The organism is Arcobacter ellisii (assembly GCF_003544915.1).
Classification (GTDB): domain Bacteria; phylum Campylobacterota; class Campylobacteria; order Campylobacterales; family Arcobacteraceae; genus Aliarcobacter; species Aliarcobacter ellisii.
On sequence record NZ_CP032097.1, the window covers coordinates 33,199 to 58,551 of the forward strand.

30 protein-coding genes are annotated in these 25,353 nt (G+C 29.0%); 18 read left to right on the plus strand and 12 right to left on the minus strand.

Annotation, left to right across the window (positions count from 1 at the left end; all coding sequences use genetic code 11):
* From AELL_RS00190 to AELL_RS00210, 5 genes are all read right to left on the minus strand, one after another.
* On the minus strand, nucleotides 1-522 hold the full coding sequence (locus tag AELL_RS00190) for a thioredoxin domain-containing protein (RefSeq protein ID WP_118916000.1): 522 nt from the start codon (nucleotides 520-522) through the stop codon (nucleotides 1-3).
* Entirely contained in the window at nucleotides 523-900 is a 378-nt protein-coding gene (locus AELL_RS00195; protein WP_118916001.1) for a hypothetical protein, read from the minus strand.
* On the minus strand, nucleotides 890-2,185 hold the full coding sequence (gene nifN, locus AELL_RS00200; RefSeq protein ID WP_118916002.1) for a nitrogenase iron-molybdenum cofactor biosynthesis protein NifN: 1,296 nt from the start codon (nucleotides 2,183-2,185) through the stop codon (nucleotides 890-892). The genes AELL_RS00195 and nifN overlap by 11 nt, the downstream gene beginning before the upstream one ends.
* A gap of 1 nt (nucleotide 2,186) precedes the next feature.
* A complete protein-coding gene (locus AELL_RS00205) occupies nucleotides 2,187-3,530 on the minus strand; it encodes a nitrogenase component 1 (protein WP_118916003.1) in 1,344 nt (447 codons plus the stop codon).
* Nucleotides 3,531-3,631: 101 nt separating this feature from the next.
* A complete protein-coding gene (locus AELL_RS00210; RefSeq protein WP_118916004.1) occupies nucleotides 3,632-4,162 on the minus strand; it encodes an NAD(P)H-dependent oxidoreductase in 531 nt (176 codons plus the stop codon).
* A gap of 101 nt (nucleotides 4,163-4,263) precedes the next feature.
* Here AELL_RS00210 and AELL_RS00215 point away from each other — a divergent pair, with 101 nt between their 5' ends.
* From AELL_RS00215 to AELL_RS00235, 5 genes are all read left to right on the plus strand, one after another.
* Nucleotides 4,264-4,617: a winged helix-turn-helix transcriptional regulator gene (locus tag AELL_RS00215; protein ID WP_118916005.1), complete on the plus strand. Its 354-nt coding sequence runs from the start codon at nucleotides 4,264-4,266 to the stop codon at nucleotides 4,615-4,617.
* 68 nt (nucleotides 4,618-4,685) lie between these two features.
* Nucleotides 4,686-5,075 carry a NifB/NifX family molybdenum-iron cluster-binding protein gene (locus AELL_RS00220; protein ID WP_118916006.1) on the plus strand — a complete coding sequence of 130 codons (390 nt, stop codon included), beginning with the start codon at nucleotides 4,686-4,688 and terminating at the stop codon, nucleotides 5,073-5,075.
* 10 nt (nucleotides 5,076-5,085) lie between these two features.
* Nucleotides 5,086-6,057: a NifU family protein gene (locus AELL_RS00225; RefSeq protein WP_118916007.1), complete on the plus strand. Its 972-nt coding sequence runs from the start codon at nucleotides 5,086-5,088 to the stop codon at nucleotides 6,055-6,057.
* Complete coding sequence (locus AELL_RS00230) at nucleotides 6,054-6,413, plus strand: NifB/NifX family molybdenum-iron cluster-binding protein (protein WP_118916008.1); 360 nt, start codon at nucleotides 6,054-6,056, stop codon at nucleotides 6,411-6,413. The genes AELL_RS00225 and AELL_RS00230 overlap by 4 nt, the downstream gene beginning before the upstream one ends.
* Complete coding sequence (locus AELL_RS00235; protein WP_118916009.1) at nucleotides 6,410-7,648, plus strand: FprA family A-type flavoprotein; 1,239 nt, start codon at nucleotides 6,410-6,412, stop codon at nucleotides 7,646-7,648. Before AELL_RS00230 ends, AELL_RS00235 begins: the two co-directional genes overlap by 4 nt.
* Before the next feature lie 70 nt (nucleotides 7,649-7,718).
* Here AELL_RS00235 and AELL_RS00240 read toward each other — a convergent pair whose 3' ends face one another.
* Nucleotides 7,719-8,546, minus strand: coding sequence for a LysR family transcriptional regulator (locus tag AELL_RS00240; RefSeq protein WP_118916010.1), 828 nt, complete (start codon nucleotides 8,544-8,546; stop codon nucleotides 7,719-7,721).
* A gap of 97 nt (nucleotides 8,547-8,643) precedes the next feature.
* Here AELL_RS00240 and AELL_RS00245 point away from each other — a divergent pair, with 97 nt between their 5' ends.
* Entirely contained in the window at nucleotides 8,644-9,822 is a 1,179-nt protein-coding gene (locus AELL_RS00245) for a YbfB/YjiJ family MFS transporter (RefSeq protein ID WP_118916011.1), read from the plus strand.
* 16 nt (nucleotides 9,823-9,838) lie between these two features.
* On the opposite strand, the gene AELL_RS00250 is transcribed toward AELL_RS00245, so the two are convergent.
* On the minus strand, nucleotides 9,839-10,060 hold the full coding sequence (locus AELL_RS00250) for a hypothetical protein (protein ID WP_129096283.1): 222 nt from the start codon (nucleotides 10,058-10,060) through the stop codon (nucleotides 9,839-9,841).
* 68 nt (nucleotides 10,061-10,128) lie between these two features.
* Here AELL_RS00250 and nifB point away from each other — a divergent pair, with 68 nt between their 5' ends.
* The 7 genes from nifB (at nucleotide 10,129) to AELL_RS00285 (ending at nucleotide 15,522) form a co-directional block, all read left to right on the plus strand.
* Complete coding sequence (gene nifB, locus AELL_RS00255; RefSeq protein WP_164967197.1) at nucleotides 10,129-11,577, plus strand: nitrogenase cofactor biosynthesis protein NifB; 1,449 nt, start codon at nucleotides 10,129-10,131, stop codon at nucleotides 11,575-11,577.
* A 110-nt stretch (nucleotides 11,578-11,687) separates the two neighbouring features.
* Nucleotides 11,688-12,803: a homocitrate synthase gene (gene nifV / locus AELL_RS00260; protein ID WP_118916014.1), complete on the plus strand. Its 1,116-nt coding sequence runs from the start codon at nucleotides 11,688-11,690 to the stop codon at nucleotides 12,801-12,803.
* Nucleotides 12,785-13,591 (plus strand): hypothetical protein, encoded by an 807-nt coding sequence (locus AELL_RS00265; protein ID WP_118916015.1) that lies wholly within the window; start codon nucleotides 12,785-12,787, stop codon nucleotides 13,589-13,591. Before nifV ends, AELL_RS00265 begins: the two co-directional genes overlap by 19 nt.
* 10 nt (nucleotides 13,592-13,601) lie before the next feature.
* A complete protein-coding gene (locus AELL_RS00270) occupies nucleotides 13,602-13,811 on the plus strand; it encodes a CCE_0567 family metalloprotein (protein ID WP_118916016.1) in 210 nt (69 codons plus the stop codon).
* A 10-nt stretch (nucleotides 13,812-13,821) separates the two neighbouring features.
* Entirely contained in the window at nucleotides 13,822-14,064 is a 243-nt protein-coding gene (locus AELL_RS00275; protein ID WP_118916017.1) for a hypothetical protein, read from the plus strand.
* Nucleotides 14,065-14,067: 3 nt separating this feature from the next.
* Complete coding sequence (locus AELL_RS00280; RefSeq protein ID WP_118916018.1) at nucleotides 14,068-15,063, plus strand: leucine-rich repeat domain-containing protein; 996 nt, start codon at nucleotides 14,068-14,070, stop codon at nucleotides 15,061-15,063.
* Between the two features lie 9 nt (nucleotides 15,064-15,072).
* Nucleotides 15,073-15,522: a nitrogen fixation protein NifQ gene (locus AELL_RS00285; RefSeq protein ID WP_118916019.1), complete on the plus strand. Its 450-nt coding sequence runs from the start codon at nucleotides 15,073-15,075 to the stop codon at nucleotides 15,520-15,522.
* A gap of 8 nt (nucleotides 15,523-15,530) precedes the next feature.
* Here AELL_RS00285 and AELL_RS00290 read toward each other — a convergent pair whose 3' ends face one another.
* The 3 genes from AELL_RS00290 to AELL_RS00300 form a co-directional block, all read right to left on the minus strand.
* Nucleotides 15,531-16,793: a methyl-accepting chemotaxis protein gene (locus tag AELL_RS00290; protein WP_118916020.1), complete on the minus strand. Its 1,263-nt coding sequence runs from the start codon at nucleotides 16,791-16,793 to the stop codon at nucleotides 15,531-15,533.
* Between the two features lie 8 nt (nucleotides 16,794-16,801).
* The gene (locus AELL_RS00295) at nucleotides 16,802-17,188 is read right to left on the minus strand and encodes a PAS domain-containing protein (protein ID WP_118916021.1); all 387 of its coding nucleotides are present in this window, start codon (nucleotides 17,186-17,188) and stop codon (nucleotides 16,802-16,804) included.
* Nucleotides 17,189-17,293: 105 nt separating this feature from the next.
* Nucleotides 17,294-18,190, minus strand: a complete 897-nt coding sequence (locus AELL_RS00300) for an RluA family pseudouridine synthase (protein WP_118916022.1) — start codon at nucleotides 18,188-18,190, stop codon at nucleotides 17,294-17,296.
* A gap of 146 nt (nucleotides 18,191-18,336) precedes the next feature.
* Between AELL_RS00300 and purB the strand changes: the two genes are divergently transcribed.
* The 5 genes from purB (at nucleotide 18,337) to AELL_RS00320 (ending at nucleotide 24,039) form a co-directional block, all read left to right on the plus strand.
* Nucleotides 18,337-19,665, plus strand: a complete 1,329-nt coding sequence (purB, locus tag AELL_RS00305) for an adenylosuccinate lyase (RefSeq protein ID WP_118916023.1) — start codon at nucleotides 18,337-18,339, stop codon at nucleotides 19,663-19,665.
* A gap of 14 nt (nucleotides 19,666-19,679) precedes the next feature.
* Nucleotides 19,680-22,064: a ribonucleoside-diphosphate reductase subunit alpha gene (locus AELL_RS00310; protein ID WP_118916024.1), complete on the plus strand. Its 2,385-nt coding sequence runs from the start codon at nucleotides 19,680-19,682 to the stop codon at nucleotides 22,062-22,064.
* Nucleotides 22,065-22,140: 76 nt separating this feature from the next.
* A complete protein-coding gene (locus AELL_RS00315; RefSeq protein ID WP_118916025.1) occupies nucleotides 22,141-23,160 on the plus strand; it encodes a ribonucleotide-diphosphate reductase subunit beta in 1,020 nt (339 codons plus the stop codon).
* A gap of 230 nt (nucleotides 23,161-23,390) precedes the next feature.
* Nucleotides 23,391-23,513: a hypothetical protein gene (locus AELL_RS14395; protein ID WP_268878298.1), complete on the plus strand. Its 123-nt coding sequence runs from the start codon at nucleotides 23,391-23,393 to the stop codon at nucleotides 23,511-23,513.
* 97 nt (nucleotides 23,514-23,610) lie between these two features.
* Nucleotides 23,611-24,039 carry an acyl-CoA thioesterase gene (locus tag AELL_RS00320; RefSeq protein ID WP_118916026.1) on the plus strand — a complete coding sequence of 143 codons (429 nt, stop codon included), beginning with the start codon at nucleotides 23,611-23,613 and terminating at the stop codon, nucleotides 24,037-24,039.
* A gap of 22 nt (nucleotides 24,040-24,061) precedes the next feature.
* On the opposite strand, the gene AELL_RS00325 is transcribed toward AELL_RS00320, so the two are convergent.
* Together AELL_RS00325 and AELL_RS00330 are read right to left on the minus strand one after the other, a co-directional pair.
* Nucleotides 24,062-24,790, minus strand: coding sequence for a dienelactone hydrolase family protein (locus tag AELL_RS00325; protein WP_118916027.1), 729 nt, complete (start codon nucleotides 24,788-24,790; stop codon nucleotides 24,062-24,064).
* A 9-nt stretch (nucleotides 24,791-24,799) separates the two neighbouring features.
* The gene (locus AELL_RS00330) at nucleotides 24,800-25,294 is read right to left on the minus strand and encodes a hypothetical protein (protein WP_118916028.1); all 495 of its coding nucleotides are present in this window, start codon (nucleotides 25,292-25,294) and stop codon (nucleotides 24,800-24,802) included.
* Between the last annotated feature and the right edge of the window lie 59 nt (nucleotides 25,295-25,353).

The following is a 25,353-nucleotide window of genomic DNA, read 5'->3' on the forward strand; positions in this document are numbered from 1 at the left end:
TTAAACACCCATCCAATTTTCGTGTGTGTGCCCTTTTGGTTTGAAGTTTACAACTTCATTTAAAGTAATAGAAAACTCTTCCATTTTAAAATCATCATCTAAATCAGTTGGAATCTCTTTATATTTTATAACTCCCTCTTTATCAATCACAAAAATAGAGTTTGCAAGCATAGAGTCATTTATATTTACTCCAAATTTATTTGAAAAATCAACAAAGTCATTTGAGATAAAACTTCTATCTAAAGCAAACTTTTCAGCAACATCTTCAATAATCTCATTTGCACTTGAAGTGATGATATAAGGAAAAACTTTTCTTTTTGTGCTGTTTATTATTTGGTGTAAGTCAGAGTCGTATTTATTTACATCATTTAAAGTAATCATAACTTGAACAGAAGGTGCCATAAGTCCAATCACTTTTACCTCATCATTTAACATTTTAACTCTAATTGCAGGTGCTTCACCCTCAACTTTTCTCTCTTTTTTACCTAAAGTGTAACTATTATTTTTGTATGTGATTTCCATTTATAAAATTTCCTTGTGTATTATTTGACAATCTTTATTTATCATCATTATTGACCTAACTAGATTGTTTTTTTCATCTTTTAGATTAAATGTTTTTGCAAAAGATGTAAAATCATTTGAGATATATGATTTATTTAGTTCATATTTTTGTGCTAACTCTTCTATCTCATTTTTTGAGCTTGAAGTTATGATAAAACACTCAATTTTGTCCTTTGAAAAATTTATGCTCTCTTTTAATTTTTCATTAAACTCTAAAATATTTGGTAAAGATAAAATAACTTGAGCTTGCAATTTTGGAAGACCAAGTAGTTTTGTACTTTCGTTTAACATTTTTATTGGTGTAATTGGAACTAATTGAAAATTTGGATTAATGCTCATGGTTAACTCCATATTTGTGATGATTTATCAAATTTGCCAATTCAAAAAGTAAATAAGCACTTCCTTCATATAAAACATCATTTTTAAGTTGATTTCCTAAACCTTCAAAGTCAGGAAAACCTCTTAACATCAAAGCTTTTTTATGTTTTATAGTAAGTCTTTCCCCATGGAAATTTGATATTAATAGATCACTTTCTTGCAAAAATGATTCCACATCTTCAAAATCTCCAATTAAAAGATTTTCACATGGGATTTCATCTAATAAATCATTTCTATGAGTAGTAACTATAGCTTTTATAGTTGCACCTGCTTCAATAATCGTATTTGCAATACTTATTGCTTGGTCAGGTTCAAGAGCTAATATTACTTTTGAACTTCCTATTGCAAAGTGAGTATCCAAAAGTGCATCTTGTAATCTTTTTCTCCATCGAACAATACTAGGGTGTGGTTGAGAGATTTTTTTTAGATTACATAACATCTTATAAAATTTATCACTTTGTTCTAAACCACCTAAAGAGTCAAAATGAAATAGATTTATATTTGCATTTTTTTCAAGCATTTTTTGCCCAGCTTTTTGAACACTTTGACCAACTGTTATTACAAGATGAGAAGTAGCAAGTTTTTTAATATCTTCAACACTTATCCCTCCACTACTTAAAGCTCCTTGTTTTAAACCTAAGTGACCATCAAGTGATTCACTCAAATCTGGAAGTGCAAAAACTTCATATCCAAAAAGTGAAATAGTATCTTTGATTTTTTCTATTTCTATTGGTTTTAGATTTACATTTGGGATAATTAGTGCTTTATTTGTATCTATTTCACTATCTTTTTCAACAAGTTGATCAATAGTAGCTTCAACTGCTTTTGCAAAACCACTCTCAATTGAGCCTTCAAAATCAGGTGTATTTACGTAAACCATTAGTTGTTGGTCTTTTACAAGTAAAGTTGCACCTTTTATATCATCACCTTTTGTTTCAGTAAGTCCAGTTGTAAAAAGACCAACTAAATCTGGTTTTACTTTTTTAGTAATATTTTTTATACTCTCACTAATAGCATAATCTCCACCATCAATAACAGCAGTTATGTCATTTACAGCTGTTGTTTGAACAGCAATTGGGTCATTAAAATGTCTTGTAAAAAATACTTTTGTAAATGAAGCACAACCTTGAGCTCCATGCATCAATGGCATACAGTTTTTTATTCCTAAAAAGAAGAGCATCGCTCCCATTGGCTGCGATAGTTTTATAGGGTTTAGTTGTAAAGGTTTTTTACTAATAGCTTCCATTTTAGTTATTCCCCCAAGGTTCAGGGTTCCCAACTATTTGGAATACTTTGTTATTAACTGCATTACAAACATCAATAGCAAGATTGATTAAACCACTATAAGCTCCATAACTTACTTTTTTCTCTTGGTTAACATCAACAAAAGCTACTTTTTTCTTAATAGCTGTATATAAACTTCTTCCACCTGCAAGTAAAATATCAATATTGTGTTCATCAATTAATTTTGATTGTTCACTTGGGTCTTCCATAAGAATTTTTACATATTGAGCACAAATTTCTCTATCTTCTAATGTAGCTTTTTTTACACTTGTTGCAACTACATCAATTCCTATATCTTGTAAAGCACTAGCAATTGACCAAGTTTTATTTCCACCTGTATTTAAAATTGCTTTTTTACCTTCAAGTATTTTTCTATATGGAACTAATGCTTCTTCAAGTTTTGCTTCTTCTTCAGCAATAACTGCTTCAGCACGTGCACTTAATGCTTCATCACCAAAAGCATTTACGATACTTCTAATAGCATTTGTTGTATCTCGTTTTCCATAAAATGAGATAGAAATATATGGAATTTCATATTTTTCTTGCATTTTTCTTGTTAGACTTATTAGAGATTTTGCACAAACAATTACATTTAGTTTTGCAGTGTGTGCCATTTGGATATTTTCAATTCTTCCATCACCTGCAAGTGTTGAAACAACTTTTATTCCAATTTTTTCTAAAATAGGAGTATACTGCCACATATCTCCAGTAACATTATATTCTCCAATTAGATTGATTCCAAAAGGATGAATCTCTTCTGGTTCTCTTGTACCAATTAGTTGATGAAGAACAGATTCTCCTCCAAGACGTGAGCCTAGATTTTTACCACCAACAAAACCTGGAGAGTGAATAACAACTACTGGAATACCATGTTTAGTCTGCATTCTTGCACAAGTATTATCCATATCATCACCAATCATTGCAGTTACGCAAGTTTCATATACGAATATACCTTTTGGATTTTTATGTTCAACTATATAATCTATTGCTTCTTCTAGTTTTTTATCACCACCAAAGATTACATCATTTGTATTAACATCAGTTGTAAATCCTGTAACAGTGTTATTTTCGCCATGGTGAGAAGTTAAAGTTTGTCTTGTTTCCCAAGATGCTCCAATACAAGTTGCAGGAGAGTGAACTAAATGAACAACATCTGCAAAAGGGAATAACGCGATTTGAGCTCCCTCAAATGCACAACCTCCGCTAGTTGCTCCTGGTTTTGGTTTATCACATGATGATTTTTTTGTTTTATTATGAGAACATGCACTTTCGCTTAATAATTCTTTGATTAATTTTTTATTTACCATAACGTCCTCTTTTGTTTTGGATTTTTTTATGATTTATGCAAATTCTATTCCCATAAGAAATAAGTTCTAAATGTCTGTTTAGACATTTAGAATTAAAAGAATTATTTAGATAGTTGATTTATATATTCAACATAAGCTTTTGTGTATTTATTTAATGCTTCTTCTGTTAGTTTATATTCTGTTCCATAAGATATAAATGGTTTTTTATAGTCCATTTTTATGTAGTTTGCTGTACCTAAAAATGGAGAAAGAAACTCCTCAACACTTTTTTTATCTTTACCAGTTTCACTAAATGCTTTTTCTTCTCCTCCACAACTAACAGCAACGGCAAAAGCTTTGTTTTCTAATTTATAATTAGCTGCATAAGCAAAATCATATTCAAGAACAAGATCAAACCACTCTTTTAAAAGTGCTGGTGAACTAAACCAATACATTGGAAATTGAAAAACAATAACATCATGGTTTAACAACAACTCTTGTTCTTTTTTTACATCTATTTTAAACTCTGGATAGTTTGTATATAAATTGTTTATAGTTACATTTTCTAAGTTACTAATTGCATTTATAAGTTTTTTATTTACAACGGAATTCTCAATATTTGGATGAACTAAATTTACTAATATTTTTTTCATTTTAAAGCCTTTTTTATAAATTTAATTGGATTATATATAAATATAAAATAAAATGTAAGTATGTACTTTTATGTAATATACTATCATTTAGGAAAGTGTCAATGAAAAAAAATGAAGAAAATAATATCACCCAAACACCATTTGGTTATACTTTATCTCTAATTTCAGGAAAATGGAAAATGATAATTTTGTACTTATTATCTGAGTATGAAGTTATAAGATATAATGAACTACAAAGAAAAATAGGAAGTATTACTTATAAGATGCTCAGCTCACAATTAAAAGAATTAGAAGCGGATAAATTGATTATAAGAAAAGAATATCCAATGATTCCACCAAAAGTTGAATATAGTTTAACCCAAAGAGGAAAATCTCTTATTCCTATTTTAGATTCTATGTGCGAATGGGGTTATAAAGAAAGACCTGACATAAATTGTATTAGTTATTTAAAATAAAAAATCACTCTTTCATTATTGTGGAATAGTATTTGCAAAGTAAATACTGATAAATGAAGGAGTCTAAAATGATTGCTATACCTCTAGATAAAAAAGATTCAACAACAATATCTGAATTGTTCGGAAACTCTGCATACTTTGCCTTTTTAAATGAAGATACTGGTCATTTCAAGGTAGTGAAAAATCAAGGATGTGGAGATGGATTGGAAACAGCTAAGTTTCTTTCAAATCAACAAATAAACAGCACGATTTTTTTTCATATGGGAGAAGGAATTTTTAATTCTTTACAAGAGAGTGGAATGAAAGTTTATAGTTGCGTAAAAAACTATCTAAGTATAGATGAAATTTATAGACAATTTTTATCAAATAAATGTAAAGAAGTTACAAAAGCAAATAGTTCAACTCTTTTGGATTCTGGAATGCCAAGTGGTAGTTGTGCTTGTAGTTCAAAAAAGTAGGATGTAGCTAATGAGTAAAGATTTAGATTACTATCTTAATTTGGATTACCCATTTGAGTGTTACAGTGGAGAACATGAGCTTGGTGACGCTTATTTGGTTGAGTATTTAGATTTTGATATAAAAGCTGCAAGTGAAGATTATGAAGAAGCAGTTGAACTTGCAAGAGCATATTTAAAAGAGCATATTAAAAAGCAATTAGAGTTAGGTAAACAAATACCAAATCCACGAGAAGGAATTAGATTTATGGAACATAGAGCAGCATTAGAAGCATACAAAAACAGAGATTTCAAAAAGGCTTTTGAAATTTGGAGTGAAGAAGTAAATTATAAAAATGACCAAGCTATGGCAAACTTAGGTTTAATGTACTTAAAGGGTGAAGGTGTAGAAAAGGATTTTTCAAAAGCTAAAGAGTGGTTTGAAAAAGCAAGTGTTTATGACAATGACTCTGCAAATTTTAATTTAGCTTTGATGTACCAAACTAAAATTGGTGTTGAAGAGGATATAAACAAAGCAATAGAGTATTTTAGAAAAGCAGTAGATAAAGAACACGTTCAAGCTGCATTTAGATTGGCTTTGATTTTATTAAAAGATAGACAAAATCTTGAGAGTTTAAAAGAAGGTTTTGACTGTATGATAAAAGCTGCACAAAATGGTCATGTTATGGCAAAAGTTCAGCTTACTGGTTCAGATAAAAATTTAGAAGATGTGAGTGAATTAAATCAATTTTTTAGAGCCCAAGATTTGCCTACTCAACTTGAAAAAGTAAATGATGCTCTTGAGAGATATATAAGACCAATTTTGAAAAAAGATGGTGGAGATATAGTTTTAATTGATTACAAAAATGAGCCTGAAATTGAGTTAAGACTTGCATATCAAGGTAATTGTGTTGGCTGTTCAATAGCTTCAACTGGAACATATGAGATGATTAAAAATACTATTGAACAAATAATAGATAAAAGGGTTAGGATTTTTATATTATGAAAATTGCATTTGCTTCAAAAGACAATATTTATGTTAATCAACATTTTGGTTGGTGTAAAGAGTTTTATATCTATGAAATAATAGGGAATGAATATACTTTTTTAAGAGCTGTTGATTCATCACTTGAAATTGATGATGAGATAGAAAAACTTTCATACAAAATAGAGTGTTTAGAAGATAGTGATATTTTATATGTGCAACAAATTGGACCAAAGGCTTCAATGATGGTTAAATCATGTAAAATTTTTCCAATGCAATCAAGTAGAGAAAATGAAAAAATTGTTGATATTTTAGAACAATTAATAAAAATGCAAGAAAATCCACCTATTTGGATGAGAAGGTTACTACAACAATGAATCATACAAAACCACTGGAAATTGTAGAAAATATCTACTTTATTGGTGCATTTGACCCAGATATTAGAACATTTGATATTATTATGAAAACGGCAAATGGTTCTTCGTATAATGCCTATTTAATAAAAACTTCTGAGGGTGTAATTATAGTTGATACTGTAAAATTAGAGTTTCAACGTGACTTCTTTTCAAAAATAGAACAACTTTGTTCTTATGATGAAATAAAATATGTTTTATGTCACCACTTAGAACCAGACCATGCAGGTGCAATTCCAGAACTTATAAAAAGAGCTCCACAAGCAAAAGTTCTGATTTCTCCCCAAGCAACTCCTATGTTAAAAGCAATAACAAACAATGAAAATATTGATTTTGAAACAGTTTGGACAAATAAAGAGTTGAAATTAGGAGAAAAAACAATTAAGTTTTTAACAACTCCATATTTACATTGGCCAGAAACAATGAGTTCATATGTAGTTGAAGATAGTTTACTTTTTAGTGGAGATGTTTTTGGTAGCCACTATTATGATAGTAGATTATTTGATGATTTAGTTGGAGATTTTTCTTACGCTTTTAAATATTATTATGACCACATAATGAGACCTTTTAAAACATATGTTTTAAATGCTTTAAAGTTATATGATAAATTAGATATAAAAATGATAGCAACGTTGCATGGTCCAATAATAAGAGAAAAGCCATATAAATATATTGAACTTTATAGAAAATGGAGTTTAGATAGACCTGATAATATCAGTTCAAACAATAAAATCATCTCTATTTTTTATCTAACAAGTTATAAAAATACAAGAGATATGGCTGAAGCTATATTTGAAGGTGCAGAAAGTATTAAAACAATACGAGCTAGCTTATATGATTTGGCTTCAATTGAAGAACAAAATATGATAAATATTCTTGAAGAGAGTGATGGAATACTTATAGGAACTCCTACAATAAACGCAGATGCTCCAAAACCTGTTTGGGATTTACTCTCTTGTATGATGTATTTAGAAAAAAGAGGAAAAACAGGTCAAGCTTTTGGTAGTTATGGTTGGAGTGGAGAAGCTGTAAATATGATTTTAGATAGAATGAAATCGTTACATTTTAGAGTTCCTCCTATAGAACCTATGAAAATAAGACTTATTCCAAATGAAGATGAATTAGAAAAATGTTATAATTTTGGAAAGGAGTTTGCCCAAATTGTAAATGGCAAAATGATTGAAATAGATATGAATTAAAAAATTAATTACCGATGAGTATAAAACTTTACAGGGGTTTAACTAAAACAATACTCATCGCTTATTAATTTTACAATTCCATATCTTTTAAATATTCACTAATTTTTGGAATAGAATCTTTTCTACAAACTAAACAAGTTGGAATATTTGCCTCTTTTTTTGGTAAAATTGTGATTTTAATATCTTTATCATAACCCATTTTTTTTACAATACTTGTAGGAAGCAGACTTTTCCCCATACCTACTTTTATACATGACAAAATAGTCTCAAGATTTCCTAAATACAAAGATTTCTCAACATAAATATCTTTTTCTTTATAATAGTTTTTTAGAAATTTATCATAAACGCAACCCGTTTTAAAAGTCAATGTCACATTTGGAACATTCTCTTCATTTGGTTCTAAAATAGCTATCTCTTCTTCATATTTTTTTAAAACCATTAACGAATCATTTTTTGGTTCACCACTTATAAACGCAATATCAATTTTATAATCTAAAATCAATTGCATAATATCTTTTGTTGTTCCAGTGAATAATTCTAGTTGCATTTTTGGAAAATCTTTATGAAGTTGTATTAAAAAAGGAGAAATCCTAACTACTGCATTACACTCTGTTGAGCCAACTTTTAGGTGAGTCATTTGTTCATCTTGATTTAAACTTGATATGGCATTTTCCATTTTATGAAGTATTTCTAATGCTTGAGGATAAAATCTTTCACCTGAAGACGTTAAAATAACTCCTTTAGGAACCCTATAAAATAGTTCAAGTCCTAAAATCTTTTCAAGTTGTTTTATTCTTGAAGTTACATTTGATTGGGCACATTTTAGTTCATTTGAAGCAAGTGAAATACTTTTTTTGTTTGCAACACTTACAAAAACTTTTAATAAATTCATATCCATATCATTTCTCCTTATATCACCTATCATTATTGATTATTTGACACTAGATAACCTTTAGTGATATGATAACGTAATTTAATGAACGAAAGGTTTATAAATGAATAGATTGTTAGATAGAAATGATAACTTATCAATTATTATAGCAGGGATATTTGCAATTATTACAGGAGTTGGAGTTGCAAGATTTGCGTTTACTTCACTAATTCCTTCTATGTTAGAAAATTATTTAGATATTACATTTGCTGGAATTTTAGCTTCACTAAATTTTGCAGGATATTTAACTGGTTCAATACTTTCTGTTTTTATAAAAGATATAAACCAAAAAGTGATGTTATTTAGATTTGGTCTTGTACTTGCTGTTCTTACAACTTTTGTTTTAGCTTTTAGTACAAACGAAACTTATTGGATTATAGCAAGAATCATTGCAGGATTTGCAGGAGCTATGGGATTAGTTGTTGGTTCTGCAATTGTAATGACAAAATTGCAAATAGAGAGTAAAACAAAAGCTATGGGAATACACTTTAGTGGTATTGGTTTTTCTATTTTGACTACAGATTTGTTAAACAGATATATTTTAAGTAGTGGTGGAACTTGGCAAGATGCATGGATGTATTTAGCAATTTTTGGTGCAATTTTGTCAGTTTATTCAATATATATTTTATCTTTTGACAAAATGGTAAAACAAAATGTAGTAAAACACAAATTTGATACATCAATATTTACAATTTTTGTTGTATTACTTATTATGGCTTATTTCACAGAAGGTGTTGGATTTGTTGTTCAAGGTACTTTTTTACCAGATATTATAAATAATCTTCCAGGACTTGCAGGTTATGGGAATTTAACTTGGACTTTAGTTGGACTTGCTGGAATTCCATCTTGTATTATTTGGATGAGATTAGCTCACAAATATGGAAGTGTAAATATAATCATCATTGCATTATTGATTCAAATGGTTGGTATTTTAATACCAACATTTACGACAAATATTTATATGAATTTTTTAAGTGGTATTTTTTATGGAGGAACTTTTGTTGGTTTAGTTGCTCTTTTTATGAATCTTGGAGGTCAGCTTGCAAAACACAATCCTGTTGTTTTAATGGGAGCTTTAACAACTTCTTATGGAATTGGACAAGTAATCGCACCACTTTATAGTGTATATTTGATTGAAAAATTTGGCAATTATGATTATGCTTTATATTTGACAGCATTAATTGTATTTGGGGGAGTACTTTTACTTTTAATTGCAAAAAAATTTGAAATAGAGAAAATCTAAATTAATAGTTTCTAGTTTAAGCTAAATCACTTAAATTAGAAACTTTATAAATCACATCTTTTAACTCATTTAATTTTTTTATCACAGCATCATTACAAGGTTTATCTAGTTTATATCTGATATCTATAAAATCATAAATATTGTCTATATTTCCATATATCTCTTTTAATAACTCTTTTTTTATCTCTTCTTGAACTCTCATAATATCTTCCTTATTTGATATGGATTTTATATGCATTTTTTATTCCTATTTTTTGTATGGAACATTAAATGCATTGTGTTGATAAATCAAATAAGGAGTTATCTATGAGTTGTTCGTGTACTTCAAGTAGTTCTCAAGAATCAATCCAAGAAGATATAATGGCAAAAATTAATAATCATCCATGTTATAGTGAAGGTGCTCATCAACACTATGCAAGGATACATGTTGCTGTTGCACCGGCTTGTAATATTCAATGTAACTACTGTAATAGAAAATATGATTGTTCAAATGAGAGTAGACCTGGTGTTACTAGTACTAAATTATCACCTGAAGAAGCAGTTAAGAAGATTTTATATGTTGGTGGTGAGATTCAACAGCTTTCAGTTGTAGGAATTGCAGGACCTGGTGATGCATTAGCAAATCCTGAAAAAACTTTTAAAACTTTTAAAATGTTATATGAAAAAGCACCAGATTTAAAAATGTGTTTATCAACAAATGGTCTTATGTTACCAGATTATATTGACCAAATCCAAAAATATAATGTTGACCACGTAACGGTTACTATTAATTCTGTTGATGAAACTGGTGAAGTTGGTTCAAAAATTTATCCATGGATTTTATGGAATCACAAAAAAGTATTTGGAAAAGAAGCAGCAAAAATCCTTTTACAAAGACAACTTGAGGGAATCAAGATGTTAACTGAAAGAGGAATTTTAGTTAAAGCTAACTCTGTTTTAATTCCAGGTGTTAATGACCAAGAATTACCAAATGTTGCTAAAAAATTAAAAGAGTTAGGTGTATTTTTACATAATATCATGCCTTTATTATCTAAACCAGAATTTGGTACATATTATGGACTAAATGGGCAAGCAAGTGCAACTGACCAAGAAGTTATGGCTGCTCAAGAAGCTTGTGGAATGGATATGAAATTAATGTCACACTGTAGACAATGTAGAGCTGATGCAGTTGGATTAATTGGTGAAGATAGAGGTGAAGAGTTCACAAAAGATTCATTTGTAAAAATGGATTGGGAAGAATTAACTAAAAAATATGATATCAATGCACGAGCTGCAAAACACCAAGTTATTGAAAACTGGAGAGCTGCACTTGAAAAAGCAAATGAAAAAATCAAAATTGAACAAGCTAGCAAAGAACAATTAAGTTCAACGGGTGAAACTAAACTAATTGCTGTTACAACTGCTGGTGAAGGTATGATTAACTTACATTTTGGTAATGCTAAAGAGTTCTTAATTTATGAAGCTGGTGATAAAGCTATCAAATTTGTAATGCACAGAAAAGTAGAAAATCCATATTGTAAAGGACCTGAAGATTGTGATGGTTCTTATCCAATTGAAGAGATTAAAAACACACTAAAAGATGTTGATATTTTATTAACAGAAAAAATTGGTGGATGCCCAATGGATGAATTAAAATCAATTAATTTGATTTGTGATGATTCATATGCACTTCAACCAATTGAAAAATCAGTATTTGCTGCAGTTCAAAAATATTTCTATTCAGATACTGCAAAATCACAAAAAGAGTTAGGGTAAAACCTAACTTTTTTAACTTCCTTATCCTTTTAATTTAAAAATAAAATTTAGCTTTTTTGTTTTGGAACACTATTTGCATCTATATTAATATCGAAATTAAAGGTTATTACATGGCAATTATTAACGATACAACTTTAAGAGATGGTGAACAAACGCCATACGTAGCATTTAACACAAAAGAAAAGTTACAAATAGCACAACTTTTATATGAAGCTGGGGCTGATGAACTAGAAGTTGGAATTCCTGCTATGGGTAAAAAAGAACAAGATGATTTAAAAGAGATTCTTGCACTTAATTTACCTATTCAAATAATGAGTTGGAATAGAGCTACATTGAGCGATTTAGATGAATCATTGAAGTGTGGACTTAAAGCTGTGGATTTATCAATCCCTGTATCAGATATATTGATTGACGTGAAATTTAATGGCGATAAAAACAGGTTGTTAAAACAACTTGAAAAAGTAGTTATTCAAGCTAAAAAAGAGAATCTATTTGTTTGTATTGGTGGAGAAGATTCAAGTAGAGCAAATTTAGATTTCCTAAAAGAGATTATGAGTTTAGGAAAAGAGTTAGGGGCGAACAGATTTAGATATTGCGACACAGTAGGTATTTTAACACCAAACACGACATACGAAAACATAAAAAATTTAAGTTCTGCTAATTTATTAGACATCGAAATGCACACACATAATGACTTTGGAATGGCAACTGCAAATGCCATAGCTGGTTATGAAGCAGGAGCAAAAAGCGCGAACACCACTGTTATTGGCATAGGCGAAAGAGCTGGAAATGCGTCATTTGAACAAGTCTTAATGTCACTTGTTCGATTACTTGGAGTAAAAAAAGAGATTAACTCTAATGCTCTAAAATCATTGATAAAAACAGTAAGTAGTGCATCAAATAGAAGAGTTGATGCAAATTTACCAATTATCGGAAAAAATATATTTTGCCATGAATCTGGAATTCATGTAAATGGTATGATGAAATCAAAAACTGCATATGAGCCTTTTAATCCTGATGTTGTGGGATTAAAAAGAGAGTTTCCTATTGGAAAACACTCTGGAAGTTCAACTTTGATTTATCATCTACAATTATTAGGTATTGAGCCTAATATACAAATAGTACAAAAAATACTTCCAAAGGTACGAGAGATTGTAACTAACAGAAAAAAAGTATTAAGTACAAAAGAATTAAAAGAGTTATACCTATGTTCATTGGATATTTGAAAAGTGATTTTGAAGAGAATTTAGAAGAGTTATTTACTCAAAATCCTCTTTTAGACATCTCATTGTTAAAACAAACATATACTGTTTTTCCTGAATATTGTTTTGCAGCTTATGAAAAAACAAAAATTGTAGGGGTATTAAGTGCTTATGTTTTTGAAAAGTATGTTTATGTAAATGTACTTGAAGTTATCGAAAAATATGAAGATGTTTTTACAAGATTAATTTCACTTTTATTAAAAAATATTCCAAATGAAAACGTTGTTTTATTGGTTGAAAATAAAAAATCTATAAAACTAATGGAACTAGGTTTTAAAGAGTTTTATAACTTCAAAAGAATGACTCATTCAGGAGAAGCTGTTGCTTTTAATTTTTCAAATTCAACAGCCAAACAAGTAAGTGGTGAACATTATGATGAAGTTTCAAAAAGAATTGACAAAAAAGTTTTTCATCAAAATAGAGAAGATTACATAAAAAAAGATTGTGTTTTTTCTAATTCTTTAAAACTTTCAACAATGCACGGATTTTTACACTCTTATGTAGTAAATAAAAGATTTATCAAAATCTCTCCATGGCTTATGGATAGTGAGGCTTTTATTGATGCAGAAAAACTTCTTCGAGGGGTTTTATATTATAGAGGATTAAAAAAAATTTATGCTTATGCACCAGCAAATGAAAAAGAGATTATTGAACTTTATCAAAGCTATAAGTTTAAAATCGATGGAGATTTTAAACTTATGTATTTGACTGAATTGCCAGATATAAAACTTGAAAATCTATATGGATTATAAGGAGAAAAAGATGGAACCAACTTTAGAAGAGCAAAAAGAACTAAAGAAAGAGTTAGCAAAATTTAAAAGAAAAGTCGTAGAGCTTGCTGGTGAAGTACATGATATTGTTGAAGATAGAATCTGGACAGATTATGTAAATTTGCCAAAATTAAGTGAAGAGATAAATAGTGCTATGAAAGAGGTTCTTGATTTTCAAGAGAAACATCCATATTTAAAATAAGTAGTATAAAATGGAAAAATTAGAAGATAAAGTCATTTGTGAGTGCGGTGAAAAAACTGTTGCCCAAGCTGTAGAGATCTTCAAACATACTGATTTGCCATATAAAAAAGCAAAAAAACTTGTAACTGGTTGTAATCAAACTTGTTGCAGAAGACCTTTAATGGCACTATTTAATATGATTGAATTTGGTGAAATCGACTATGAAGAGATAGCTTTTTTAATTGATGCAAAAAATGATAGGTTAAAGGATTAAGCTATGGGAAGCGATATTGAAAACTTCGTTAAATGGATTAGAGCAAATGATTTAACTCCAATAATGTCAACGCATAGTGATGATTTGGAGTTTTTAACACATCTTGATTTATCAAAAAGAAATTTAAAAGATTTACCTGAATCTATAGGTGTTTTAAAAAATCTTAATGTTTTAAAACTTTCAAATAATAGAATCAGAAAACTTCCAAAAGCAATTGGAGAGCTAAAAAAACTTAGAAATTTACAATGTGAAAATAATTTGATTGAAGAACTTCCTGAAACTATAGGTAATTTAGAAAATCTAATGATTTTAAACCTAAATGTAAACAGAATAAAAGTTTTACCAAAAGAGTTTTATAAACTAACTTCACTTACAAGATTAACTCTTGCTTCAAATAGAATAGAGAAGTTAGAGCCTGAATTTGGCAATTTATCAAAGCTTTTATATCTATCTTTAGAAACAAATGAACTTGAAGAGTTACCAGAAGTTTTTGTGTCGATGAAACAGTTATATTATTTGGATTTATCTTTTAATCATTTAATTAATCTTCCAAACTCTTTATCAAAAATAAAAGAGTTAGAGACCTTGATTTTAGAAGGTAATACAATAAAAGAGTTACCATCTTTAGAAAGTCACGATATGCTTTTAAAACTTGATTTAAGTGACAATAACTTAAAAAGTTTAGATTTTGATATTAGTAAATTAGAAGATTTAAAAATTCTAAGAATAGACAATAACTTTTTAACTTCTATTCCTGATGAGATATGTAATTTACAAAATTTAGTTAGTTTAAGTGTTAGTTCAAATAGACTTAACTCTTTGCCTGAACAAATTGGACATATTAAAACACTTCAAGAGTTAGATGTAGAAGATAATAAATTAGACTCTTTACCAAAATCAATTGAAGAGTTGGAAAATTTAAAAGAGTTGTACATAGACAATAATAACAATCTTAAGAAACCAGAAAAACTAGAATTAGAATTCTGTGATGTTAAGTAGGAGAAGAAAATGAGAGATTTAGTATTAATGGAGAAACAAATTTTAGAGCTGCTACAGTTTCATGCAAATGATATTTATGCAAAAGATGAATTAGCTCCATTAATAGCCAAGACATCTTTAGAAATGGGACATTTGTATTCTGATTTAGGATTAGCTAGTAGAAAAGAGATGGGAGAACTTATGTCAAAAAATTTCACCTCTTTAGCAAAACTAAAACCAGATGATATTAGATGGAAAAAATATTTATATGATTGTATAGGAAAAACAGCACCTGCTTGTGCTACTTGTGGAGATATTTCAAACTGTTTTAACTGTACATTAAATCCAAACAAAGAGAATATAGAAATGAAAAGAAGTAAAATTTTAGATGGAAGATTAGCTATAGGAAACAAAGATTTAGTAATCTTAGTCTCTTTTGAAGTAACTATTTTTTTAATGTCATTTTTTTTAATCTATTAATTTTGAGTCTATAAATTATCTTTAGCTTTTACAGACTCTTTTCCTACAAACTCTTTTTGATTAGCATTTGTTACAATAAGTTTTGATAACTTATCTGTAATAAGTGTTGCTTCATAAGACTCATTTGCAATAGTTGCATTTTCTTGAGTTTGTTTATCTAATAGATTTATAGAGTTATTGATTTGTTCAATTCCTTGTAATTGCTCTTTAGATGCATTTTGTATATCATGAATGATATCTGTAGTAGAATTTATATTTTCACTTAACTCTTTATACCCTTCAATCATATTATTTGCAATATCTTTCCCATTTGTTGCTTTTAAAGTCGCACTTTCAACAATCTTTTTAATTTCACGTGCTGCTTCAGCACTTCTATTTGCAAGATTTCGCACTTCCCCCGCAACAACCGCAAATCCTTTTCCAGCTTCCCCCGCAGTTGCTGCTTCAACAGCTGCATTAAGTGAAAGAATATTTGTTTGAAAAGCAATTTGGTCAATGATTGTAATAGCTTCGTTTATTGATTTTACTTCCGTATTTATCTCTTCCATTGCTATTGTAGTTTCATTGGCAAGATTTTCGCCATTTATTGTAAGTTGTCTTAATTTTGTAGATAAATTAGTCATTAATGATATTTTATCTGTATTATTTCTTAGATTACTTGTTATCTCTTCTAAAGCAGCCGCTGATTCTTCTAAAGAAACAGCTGCTTCATTTGAGCCTTTATTTAATTTTCTTACATTTTCAAGTAATATTTCTGAATTTTTATCAAGGGTTAAACCATTTGATTTATTTTCAATTAACATTGAAGTAATAGTTTCTCTTAAATGATTTACTCCCTCAACCAATAATTTAAACTCACCTTGAAGATGTGGCATTTCAATTTTTCTTGTATAGTTATTTTCAGAATATTCATTTAATGTCTGAAGTATAGTTTCAATTATTAATTTTAAATTTTCAACAAGAGTATTATATGTATTTGAAATATAATTTAGCTTTTCATTTGATGTTTCAGTATGATGGATTATATCATTGATATTTCCATCAGCAAATTTTTCTGAAATCAACATAATCTCACCATAAACTTTTAACTCTTCTTCATTTTTTTGTTTTAAAGAATTAGTTATTTTTTCTAGTTTGATTTTTATTTGTTCATTAAATCCTGTACAAACACCCTCTATTTCAGGAATAGAATTTATTTTGTTATTAATGAATAAATCAATATTATCAAGAGCTTCAAGAATATCTGTATTACCTTTGTTAGAAAAAAACATTATGCTCCTTATTTCATCGTTTTGTATAGCTTTTCAGCCTTTTCAATCTCTTCTTTTGTAGGTTTAACTCTTACTGAAATGTAACGAATCTCCCCATTTCTTGTTTTTGATGGGTAGGCAGTTGCATTTACCCAATAAAATCCACCATTTTTTGTTCGATTTTTAACAATTCCATTCCAAATCTTTCCTGCTTTTACAGTTTTCCATAAATCTTCAAAGGCAGCTTTTGGCATATCTTGATGTCTTACTAAACTGTGTGGTTTTCCAATAAGTTCTTCTTTTGAAAATCCAGCAATACTACAGAAATCGTTATTTGCGTAAGTAATTATTCCTTTTTCATTTGTTTCAGAAACAATCATCATTTTCTTATTTAATTCTATTTCTCTATTTTTCAAAGTTATTTCTCTTCTTTAATAATTAAATTTTATTTAAGAATTCTAATAACTTTCCCTTAAAAAATAATAAATAAATGTTTTTAATAATTCCTCATAAAAAAATTATTAAAATGAAAATTCATTATATAAATCTCTATTTTTTGAAAAAATCTTATAAGTTACATTTTTATATTCAAACTCTAAATAGTTTGCATGAAGCCATAAACGATTTGATTTTGTTATACTAAATCTATCCTCTTCACTTAGAGTTTTATTTAGATAGTTTTCTGCATTTTCATCATCAACACCATAAATTGGATCACCTAAAATTGTATGACCAATAGAGTGAAGATGAACTCTTATTTGATGTTGTCTTCCTGTTAGTGGTAAAGCCTCAATTAGAGTTAAATCTTTTTCTTTATTATATTTAATAGGTTTTATAATTGTTATTGACTCTTTTCCTTCATCACAAACCATCATCCTAACTCCAATAGCTTTTCCTTCCCTATCAAGACCTTTATTAATTGTTATCTCTTCTTTTAATTCACCTTGAACAATTGCTAAATAAGATTTATGATATTTTTTCTCTTGGAACATCTCTTTTAAATCAATTTCACTTTGTTTATTTTTTCCAACAATTACAAGTCCAGAAGTTTCTGCATCAATTCTATGTATTAAATTTGCATTTTCACCAAAATGAAACCTAATTTCATCAAGTAAAGAGTAAGGTGTATTTTTTGAAATAGGATGAACCATAAGATTTGTTGGTTTATCAAAGATTGCAAAATCTCTAAACTCCAACAGTGGCTTTAAACCTCTTGTTTCTCCTTCAAAAACAGCTATATAAATATATTCTGTTGGAATATTTTCCCCTGAATTTATTGTATTCATATTTTCATCAAAAATTCTTCCTTTTGATGTTAACCTCTGCCCTACTTTTGGGTCTATTCCTAAATCTTGGATTAAAAATATTTGTATTTTTTTATCTTTAATCGCTTTGTGTTTTCTTAGTGTAAATGGCAAATTTTTTCCCTATATTTTTTTCAAATTCTGTTATTTTTTATTATATTTTTTATTTTAGATTTTGGCTTTTTAGATACAATATCATACTTAAATTAATAAAAATTTTTAATAAATTTTATAGAAAATATGATTACAAGGGACATTAGATGGTTGAAAGATACGCAAGAGAAGAAATGGCAAAAAATTGGACGCAACATGCAAGATATGCTGCATGGCTTGAAGTTGAAAAGGCTGCTGTAAAAGCTTGGAATAAACTAGGACTTATTCCTGATTCTGATTGTGAGAAAATTGTAAAAAATGCAACTTTTTCAGTTGAAAGAATCGAAGAAATTGAAGCTATTACAAAACATGATTTAATTGCTTTTAATACAAGTGTATCTGAATCATTAGGTGAAGAATCAAGATGGTTCCACTATGGTATGACTTCATCAGACGCTGTTGATACAGGTGTTGCACTTCAAATGAGAGACTCTTTAAAAATTATTATTGAAGATGTAAAAATGCTGATGGAATCTATCAAAAAAAGAGCCTTTGAGCATAAAATGACTTTAATGGTAGGAAGAAGTCATGGTATTCATGGTGAACCAATAACTTTTGGTTTAACTTTAGCTGTTTGGTATGATGAAGTTGCAAGGCACTTAAAAAATTTAGAAGAGACTATGGATGTTATTGCTGTTGGTCAAATTTCTGGAGCTATGGGTAACTTTGCTCATGCACCTCTTGAACTTGAAGAGTATGCGATGGCTGAATTAGGATTAAAACCAGAACCTTGTTCAAATCAAGTTATTCACAGAGATAGATACGCAAGACTTGCAACGGCTTTAGCTTTACTTGCATCTAGTGTTGAAAAATTTGCAGTTCAAGTAAGACATTTACAAAGAACAGAAGTTTATGAAGCTGAAGAATATTTTGCAAAAGGTCAAAAAGGAAGTTCAGCTATGCCACATAAAAGAAATCCTATTTTAACTGAAAATATTACTGGACTTGCAAGAATGATTAGAGCTTATGCAATTCCAGCAATGGAAAATGTTGCACTTTGGCATGAAAGAGATATTTCTCACTCTTCAACTGAAAGATTTTGGTTACCAGATGCATTTATAACAACAGACTTTATGTTACACAGAATGAATAGCGTTATTGCAAACTTAACAGTTATGCCTGAAAATATGATGAAAAACTTAAACTTAACTGGTGGATTAGTATTCTCTCAAAGAGTATTATTAGAGTTACCACTTCAAGGTGTAAGTAGAGAAGATGCTTATAGAATTGTTCAAAGAAATGCTATGAAAGTTTGGGAAGAGATTCAAAAAGGAAAACCTACTACAAATGAAAAAGGTGAATCTTTATATCTTCAATATCTATTAGCTGATGAAGAATTAAGAGCATCATTAAGTGAAGAACAAATTAGAGAGTGTTTTAATTTTGATTATTACACAAAAAATGTAGACGCTATTTTTAATAGAGTTTTTAAATAATAAGGTAGTATTTTATGGGAATTATGATTCAAAAAAGAAATGGTCGTAAAGAAGTTTTAGATATTACTAAAATTCAAAAAATGACTATTGAGGCAACAGCTGATTTAGATGGTGTTAGTCAAAGTGAGTTAGAACTTGATGCTCAAATTAAATTTATTGACGGTATGAGTAGTTCGGATATCCAAGATGCTTTAATCAAAACAGCAGTTGAAAAAATTGATATTGATGTTCCAAACTGGACATTTGTAGCTGCTAGACTATTTGTATTTGATTTATACCATAGAGTTGGAAAAGTAACTCATGGTATTAAAGGTGAACCATATTGTCATTTAAGAGATTATTTAAAATATGGAAAAGAGGCTGGAAGATTAATTCCTAGTCTTGGTGAAGGTTTTGATTTAGATGACTTAAATGCATATATTAAACCAGAACGAGACTTTTTATTTAACTACCTAGGTATTAAAACTTTATACGATAGATATTTAATAAAAAATAGAAATGCAGAGCCAATAGAACTTCCTCAACAAATGTTTATGGCTATTGCTATGTTCTTAGCTCAAGATGAAAAAAATAAACAACAATGTGCAAAAGAGTTTTATGATGTTATTTCTAAATTTGAAGTAATGCTTGCAACTCCAACTCTATCAAATGCTAGAACAAATAGACATCAATTATCATCTTGTTATATTGGGTCAAGTCCTGATAATATTGAAGGTATTTTTGATGGATACAAAGAGATGGCACTTCTATCTAAATATGGTGGAGGAATTGGTTGGGATTGGAACCAAATCAGAGCTTTAGGTGGAGTTATTGATGACCACAAAAGTGCTGCTGGTGGAACTGTACCATTTTTAAAAATCACAAATGATATTGCAATTGCTGTTGACCAACTTGGGACTAGAAAAGGTGCAATTGCTGTTTATATGGAACCATGGCATATGGATATTGTTGATTTTGTTGATTTAAAGAAAAACTCTGGTGAAGAAAGAAGAAGAGCGCATGATTTATTCCCAGCTCTTTGGATTACAGATTTATTTATGGAAAGAGTTTTAGAAGACTCTTATTGGACTTTATTTGACCCTTATGAAGTAAAAGATTTAAGTGAATGTTTTGGTGATGAGTTCAAAGCAAAATATATTGCTTACGAAAATGATGAAACTATTACAAAAGATAGAATGAAAGCAAAAGATTTATGGAAAAAAATCCTAACTTCATATTTTGAAGTTGGAAGTCCATTCTTATGTTTCAAAGATAATGCTAATAGAGCAAATCCAAACTCTCATGTTGGGCATATTAGAAGTTCAAATCTTTGTACAGAGATTTTCCAAAATACAAATCCAAACTACTACAAAATCAGACTTGAGTTTGTAGATGGAACAGTTCAAACTTTTGATGAAGAGGATTTAGTTGTTGTTGATGGTGGAATTACTAAAAAAGCAAATAAAGTTTCTGCACTTGATAGCATCAATGGAAAAAGAGTATTTATAGTAGAAAAAGAGAAAATTGATGGAGATACAGCTGTTTGTAATTTAGCTTCAATAAATCTATCAAGAATAAATACAAAAGAGGATATTGAAAGAGTTGTTCCAATAGCTATTAGAATGCTAGATAATGTAATTGATTTAAACTTCTATCCACTTAAAAAAGTAAAAGTAACAAACCTAAAATCAAGAAGTATTGGTCTTGGTGTTATGGGTGAAGCTGAAATGTTAGCTGAATACAAACTAGCTTGGGGTTCAAATGAACACTTCAAAAAAATTGACCAAGTTATGGAAGCAATTTCATATAATGCAATTAAATCAAGTTCAGATTTAGCAATAGAAAAAGGTATTTATCCAACTTTTGAAGGTTCTAAATGGTCTCAAGGTATTATGCCTCACGACCATGCTCCACAAGCTGTAAATGCACTTGTAGATAAAGACTTATTTGACACTTCTTATGATTGGGATGTATTAAGAGAAAAAGTTAAAAAAGATGGAATGAGAAATGGTTACTTAATGGCTGTTGCTCCAACTTCTTCTATTTCTATTTTAGTTGGAACTACTCAAGCTATTGAGCCAGTTTATAAAAGAAAATGGTTTGAGGAAAACTTATCAGGATTAATTCCAGTTGTTGTTCCAAAACTAAGCCCTGAAACTTGGGCATATTATACACCTGCTTTTGAAATTGACCAATTACAAGTTATTAAAGCAGCTGCAATTAGACAAAAATGGATAGACCAAGGTCAATCTACAAATATTTTTATGAGTTTAGATAAAGCAAGTGGAAAATATTTACATGAAATTTATACATTAGCTTGGAAACTAGGTCTTAAATCAACATACTATTTAAGAAGCCAATCTCCTGAAGCAAAAAATGATGTAGAAGATAGAAGTATGGAGTGTGCAGGTTGTCAGTAAGATAACCTTACATTCTTTTTATACGAACAAATCAATAAATATAATAAAATTTTAGAAAAAAGCAAAGGACTTCCAAATGGATAGAAAAACCATATATAACCCAGACTCAAAAGAGAGTTTAAACGATAGAAGAATTTTTGGTGGAAATAGTGATGGAATGATTAATTTCACAAAAATGAAATATCAATGGGCTTTAAATCTTTGGGATACAATGGAAGCAAATACTTGGTTTCCAAGAGAAGTTCAAATGACAGGTGATGCAAAAGATTATAAGTTTTTAACACCTGCAGAAAAAAGAATGTATGATTTAGTTTTATCTCAACTTATTTTTATGGATTCTTTACAAACAAATAATTTAATGGACAATATAAATCCATATATAACAGCTCCTGAAATAAATGCTTGTTTAAGTAGACAATCTTACGAAGAAGCAAATCATAGTAAATCTTATGCAGTTATGGTTGAGTCTATTTCTGATAATACAGATTTGATTTATGATATGTGGAAAAACGATGCAAAATTAAGAGAAAAAAACAACTATATTGCAGATGTTTATAAAAATCTTTCAGGTGAAATCACTGATGAAAAAATCGTTTTAGCACTTTTTGCAAATCAGATTTTAGAAGGTTTATATTTTTATGCGGGATTTGCAGCTATTTATGCCCTTGGAAAATCAGGAAAAATGCTTGGAAGTTCTCAAATGATTAGATTTATCCAAAGAGATGAAGTAACTCACCTTTTACTTTTCCAAAACATGATAAATAGTGTTAGAAAAGAAAGACCTGATTTATTTACTCAAGAGTTAGAAGAGACAGTAAGAGCAATGTTTAGAAAAGCTGTAGAACTTGAATCATCTTGGGGAGCATATATCACTCAAGGGCAAATCCTTGGATTTACAGATGGAATTATCAAACAATATATTCAATACTTAGCTGATAGAAGATTAGAAGCTGTTGGATATAAACCAGAATACAATGTAAAACATCCTATCCCATGGGTTGATGGTTATGCGTCTTTCAATGACCAAAGAACGAATTTCTTTGAAGGGAATGTTGTTAATTATAGTAAGGGAAGTATAGATTTCGACGACTTCTAAAAATTAGATTTATGTGTTGAAGTTTTAAAACTCCACATATTTCTTAAAATATAAATGTTATAGGTGATGATTAAACAAAAGTTACCGATTATTAAAAACCGATAACAGATGTCTTTCTTGTGAGATTGAAATTCTATCTGATATCTTCTTTATTAATCATAAACTATTGTGAAATTGTTAAATCAAAAAACAATAAGAGTACCTTGTTGTGCAATTTTTATGGAGTTAAAATGTTAGATTTTGCAAAAATAATAGTTAAATATATTTTTGATGTTTTTTCAAATGTGATTACAGATGTAATAGTAAATGTATTAACAAACTTTTTTGAAAACAATTTTTATTATATATTTTAATACAGAAGAAAGAGGATTTTTCTCTTTCTATATTTTTTAATTTTATTTTTCTCTAAACTCATTTCGTTAAACTTTTCTCTTTTGATTGGAGAAAACAGTGTTAACACAAAATATAATGCCAAGATTTAGCGAAACAGATGCTTTAGGACATATAAATAATAATACTTACGGAGTTTGGTTTGAAGCGGCAAGGGAGCCAATATACAAACTATTTTTACCAAACTTGGATGTAAAAAAATGGAATTTAGTGATGGCTCACAGTTCAAATGACTTTTTAAAAGAGGTATTTTGGGGTGAAGAAGTTGTTATAAAAACAGCTGTATCAAAGATAGGAAATTCATCTTTTGAGTTAAAACATGCTGTTTATCAAAAGGGAATTTTATGTACTTCTTCAAAATCAGTTTTAATTCATTATGATTTTTCTACAAAAATGGCTATAAAAATCCCAGATGAAATAAAAGCAAGATTAGAAAAACATATTTTTACTAACTCTTGGGAACCAACGTTAGATATACTTGAACAATAATAAAAGCAAGGTTTACTTGCTTTTATTTTAATGTCTCTTCTAAAACTTCTGTAAATCTTTTCCAAGATTTTTTATCTGCAACCTCTTCATAACTTTTTGCTCCAAATACAGAAAAGGCATGTGGTGCTTTGCTGTAAGTTATCATCTCATGGTTAATTCCAGTTTTTTCTAACTCCACAGCTAAATCAGCAAATTCACTAAAAGGAACAACTGTATCTGCACTTCCGTGGAAAACTACAATATTTCCTTTTGTATTTTTATAATCTTGTCCATTTGGAGTTGCTAGATTTCCATGAAAAGGAATAAATGCTTTTAACTCTGCTCCACTTCTTGCCATTTCTAAAATAGAACTTCCACCAAAACAATAACCCATTCCAACAGAGTTTGATGTATTTAAACCTAATTTTTTAGCCTCTTCGAATCCTGCATTTAGTCTTTTTCTCATCTCTTCTCTATTATCATATAAAGATTTTGTCATGGCTTTTTTATCAGCAAGTTCAGTTGGACGAACACCTTTCCCATATAAATCAACTGCAAAAACAGAGTAACCTAACTCCTTTAACATTGAAGCTCTTTTTATCTCATAATCAGTAATTCCATCCCAATCATGTACCATAAAAACCAAAGGTGCATTTTTTGTTGCATTTACATAATAAGCTTCATAATCTTTTCCATCTATTTTATAAGTAATATTTCCATCAGCAAAAGCAAGTGAGGCTAAAGTAACCATTGATAAAACAAATTTTTTCATCATATCTCCTTATTTTAATTCTAATTCTTCTTTATGAAAGTAGTTATTAACACCATTAAATCCCTCTAAAAAGTATAAAAAGTGATTAACCTCTTCTATCTCTTCTTCTGTTATTTTACCTTTCATACTTGGCATTACTTTAAAGTGTCTAATAACTCCTTCAAGGCAAATAGTTTTTGATAAATCTGGATTGTATAAATAATCTTTTAAAAAGTCATTTGTTTGGTGCAGATGAAACTCCATATCATCACGGCTTCCAATTTGTTGTTTTAATCTAAAAGAGATTTCATTTCCAGTTGGAGCTTTTAGATTTAAAAGTTTGTTATTTTCTTCTATAAAATTTTTCATTAAAAGGGGAATATCCATATATTTTTCATGGCATTCCATACATTTTTTTTCAAAAACTTTTTCACCTTTTTCGTAAAGAAGTTTGTCAAATTCTTCAGGAAGTTCTGAAGCAAAAACAGCACTTAAAAACACAAATAAACTCACTATTGTTTTCATGGTAACTCCTTTTTTTAATTCTATCACAAAAAAATAGTTTCAAATAAATTTTTTCGATA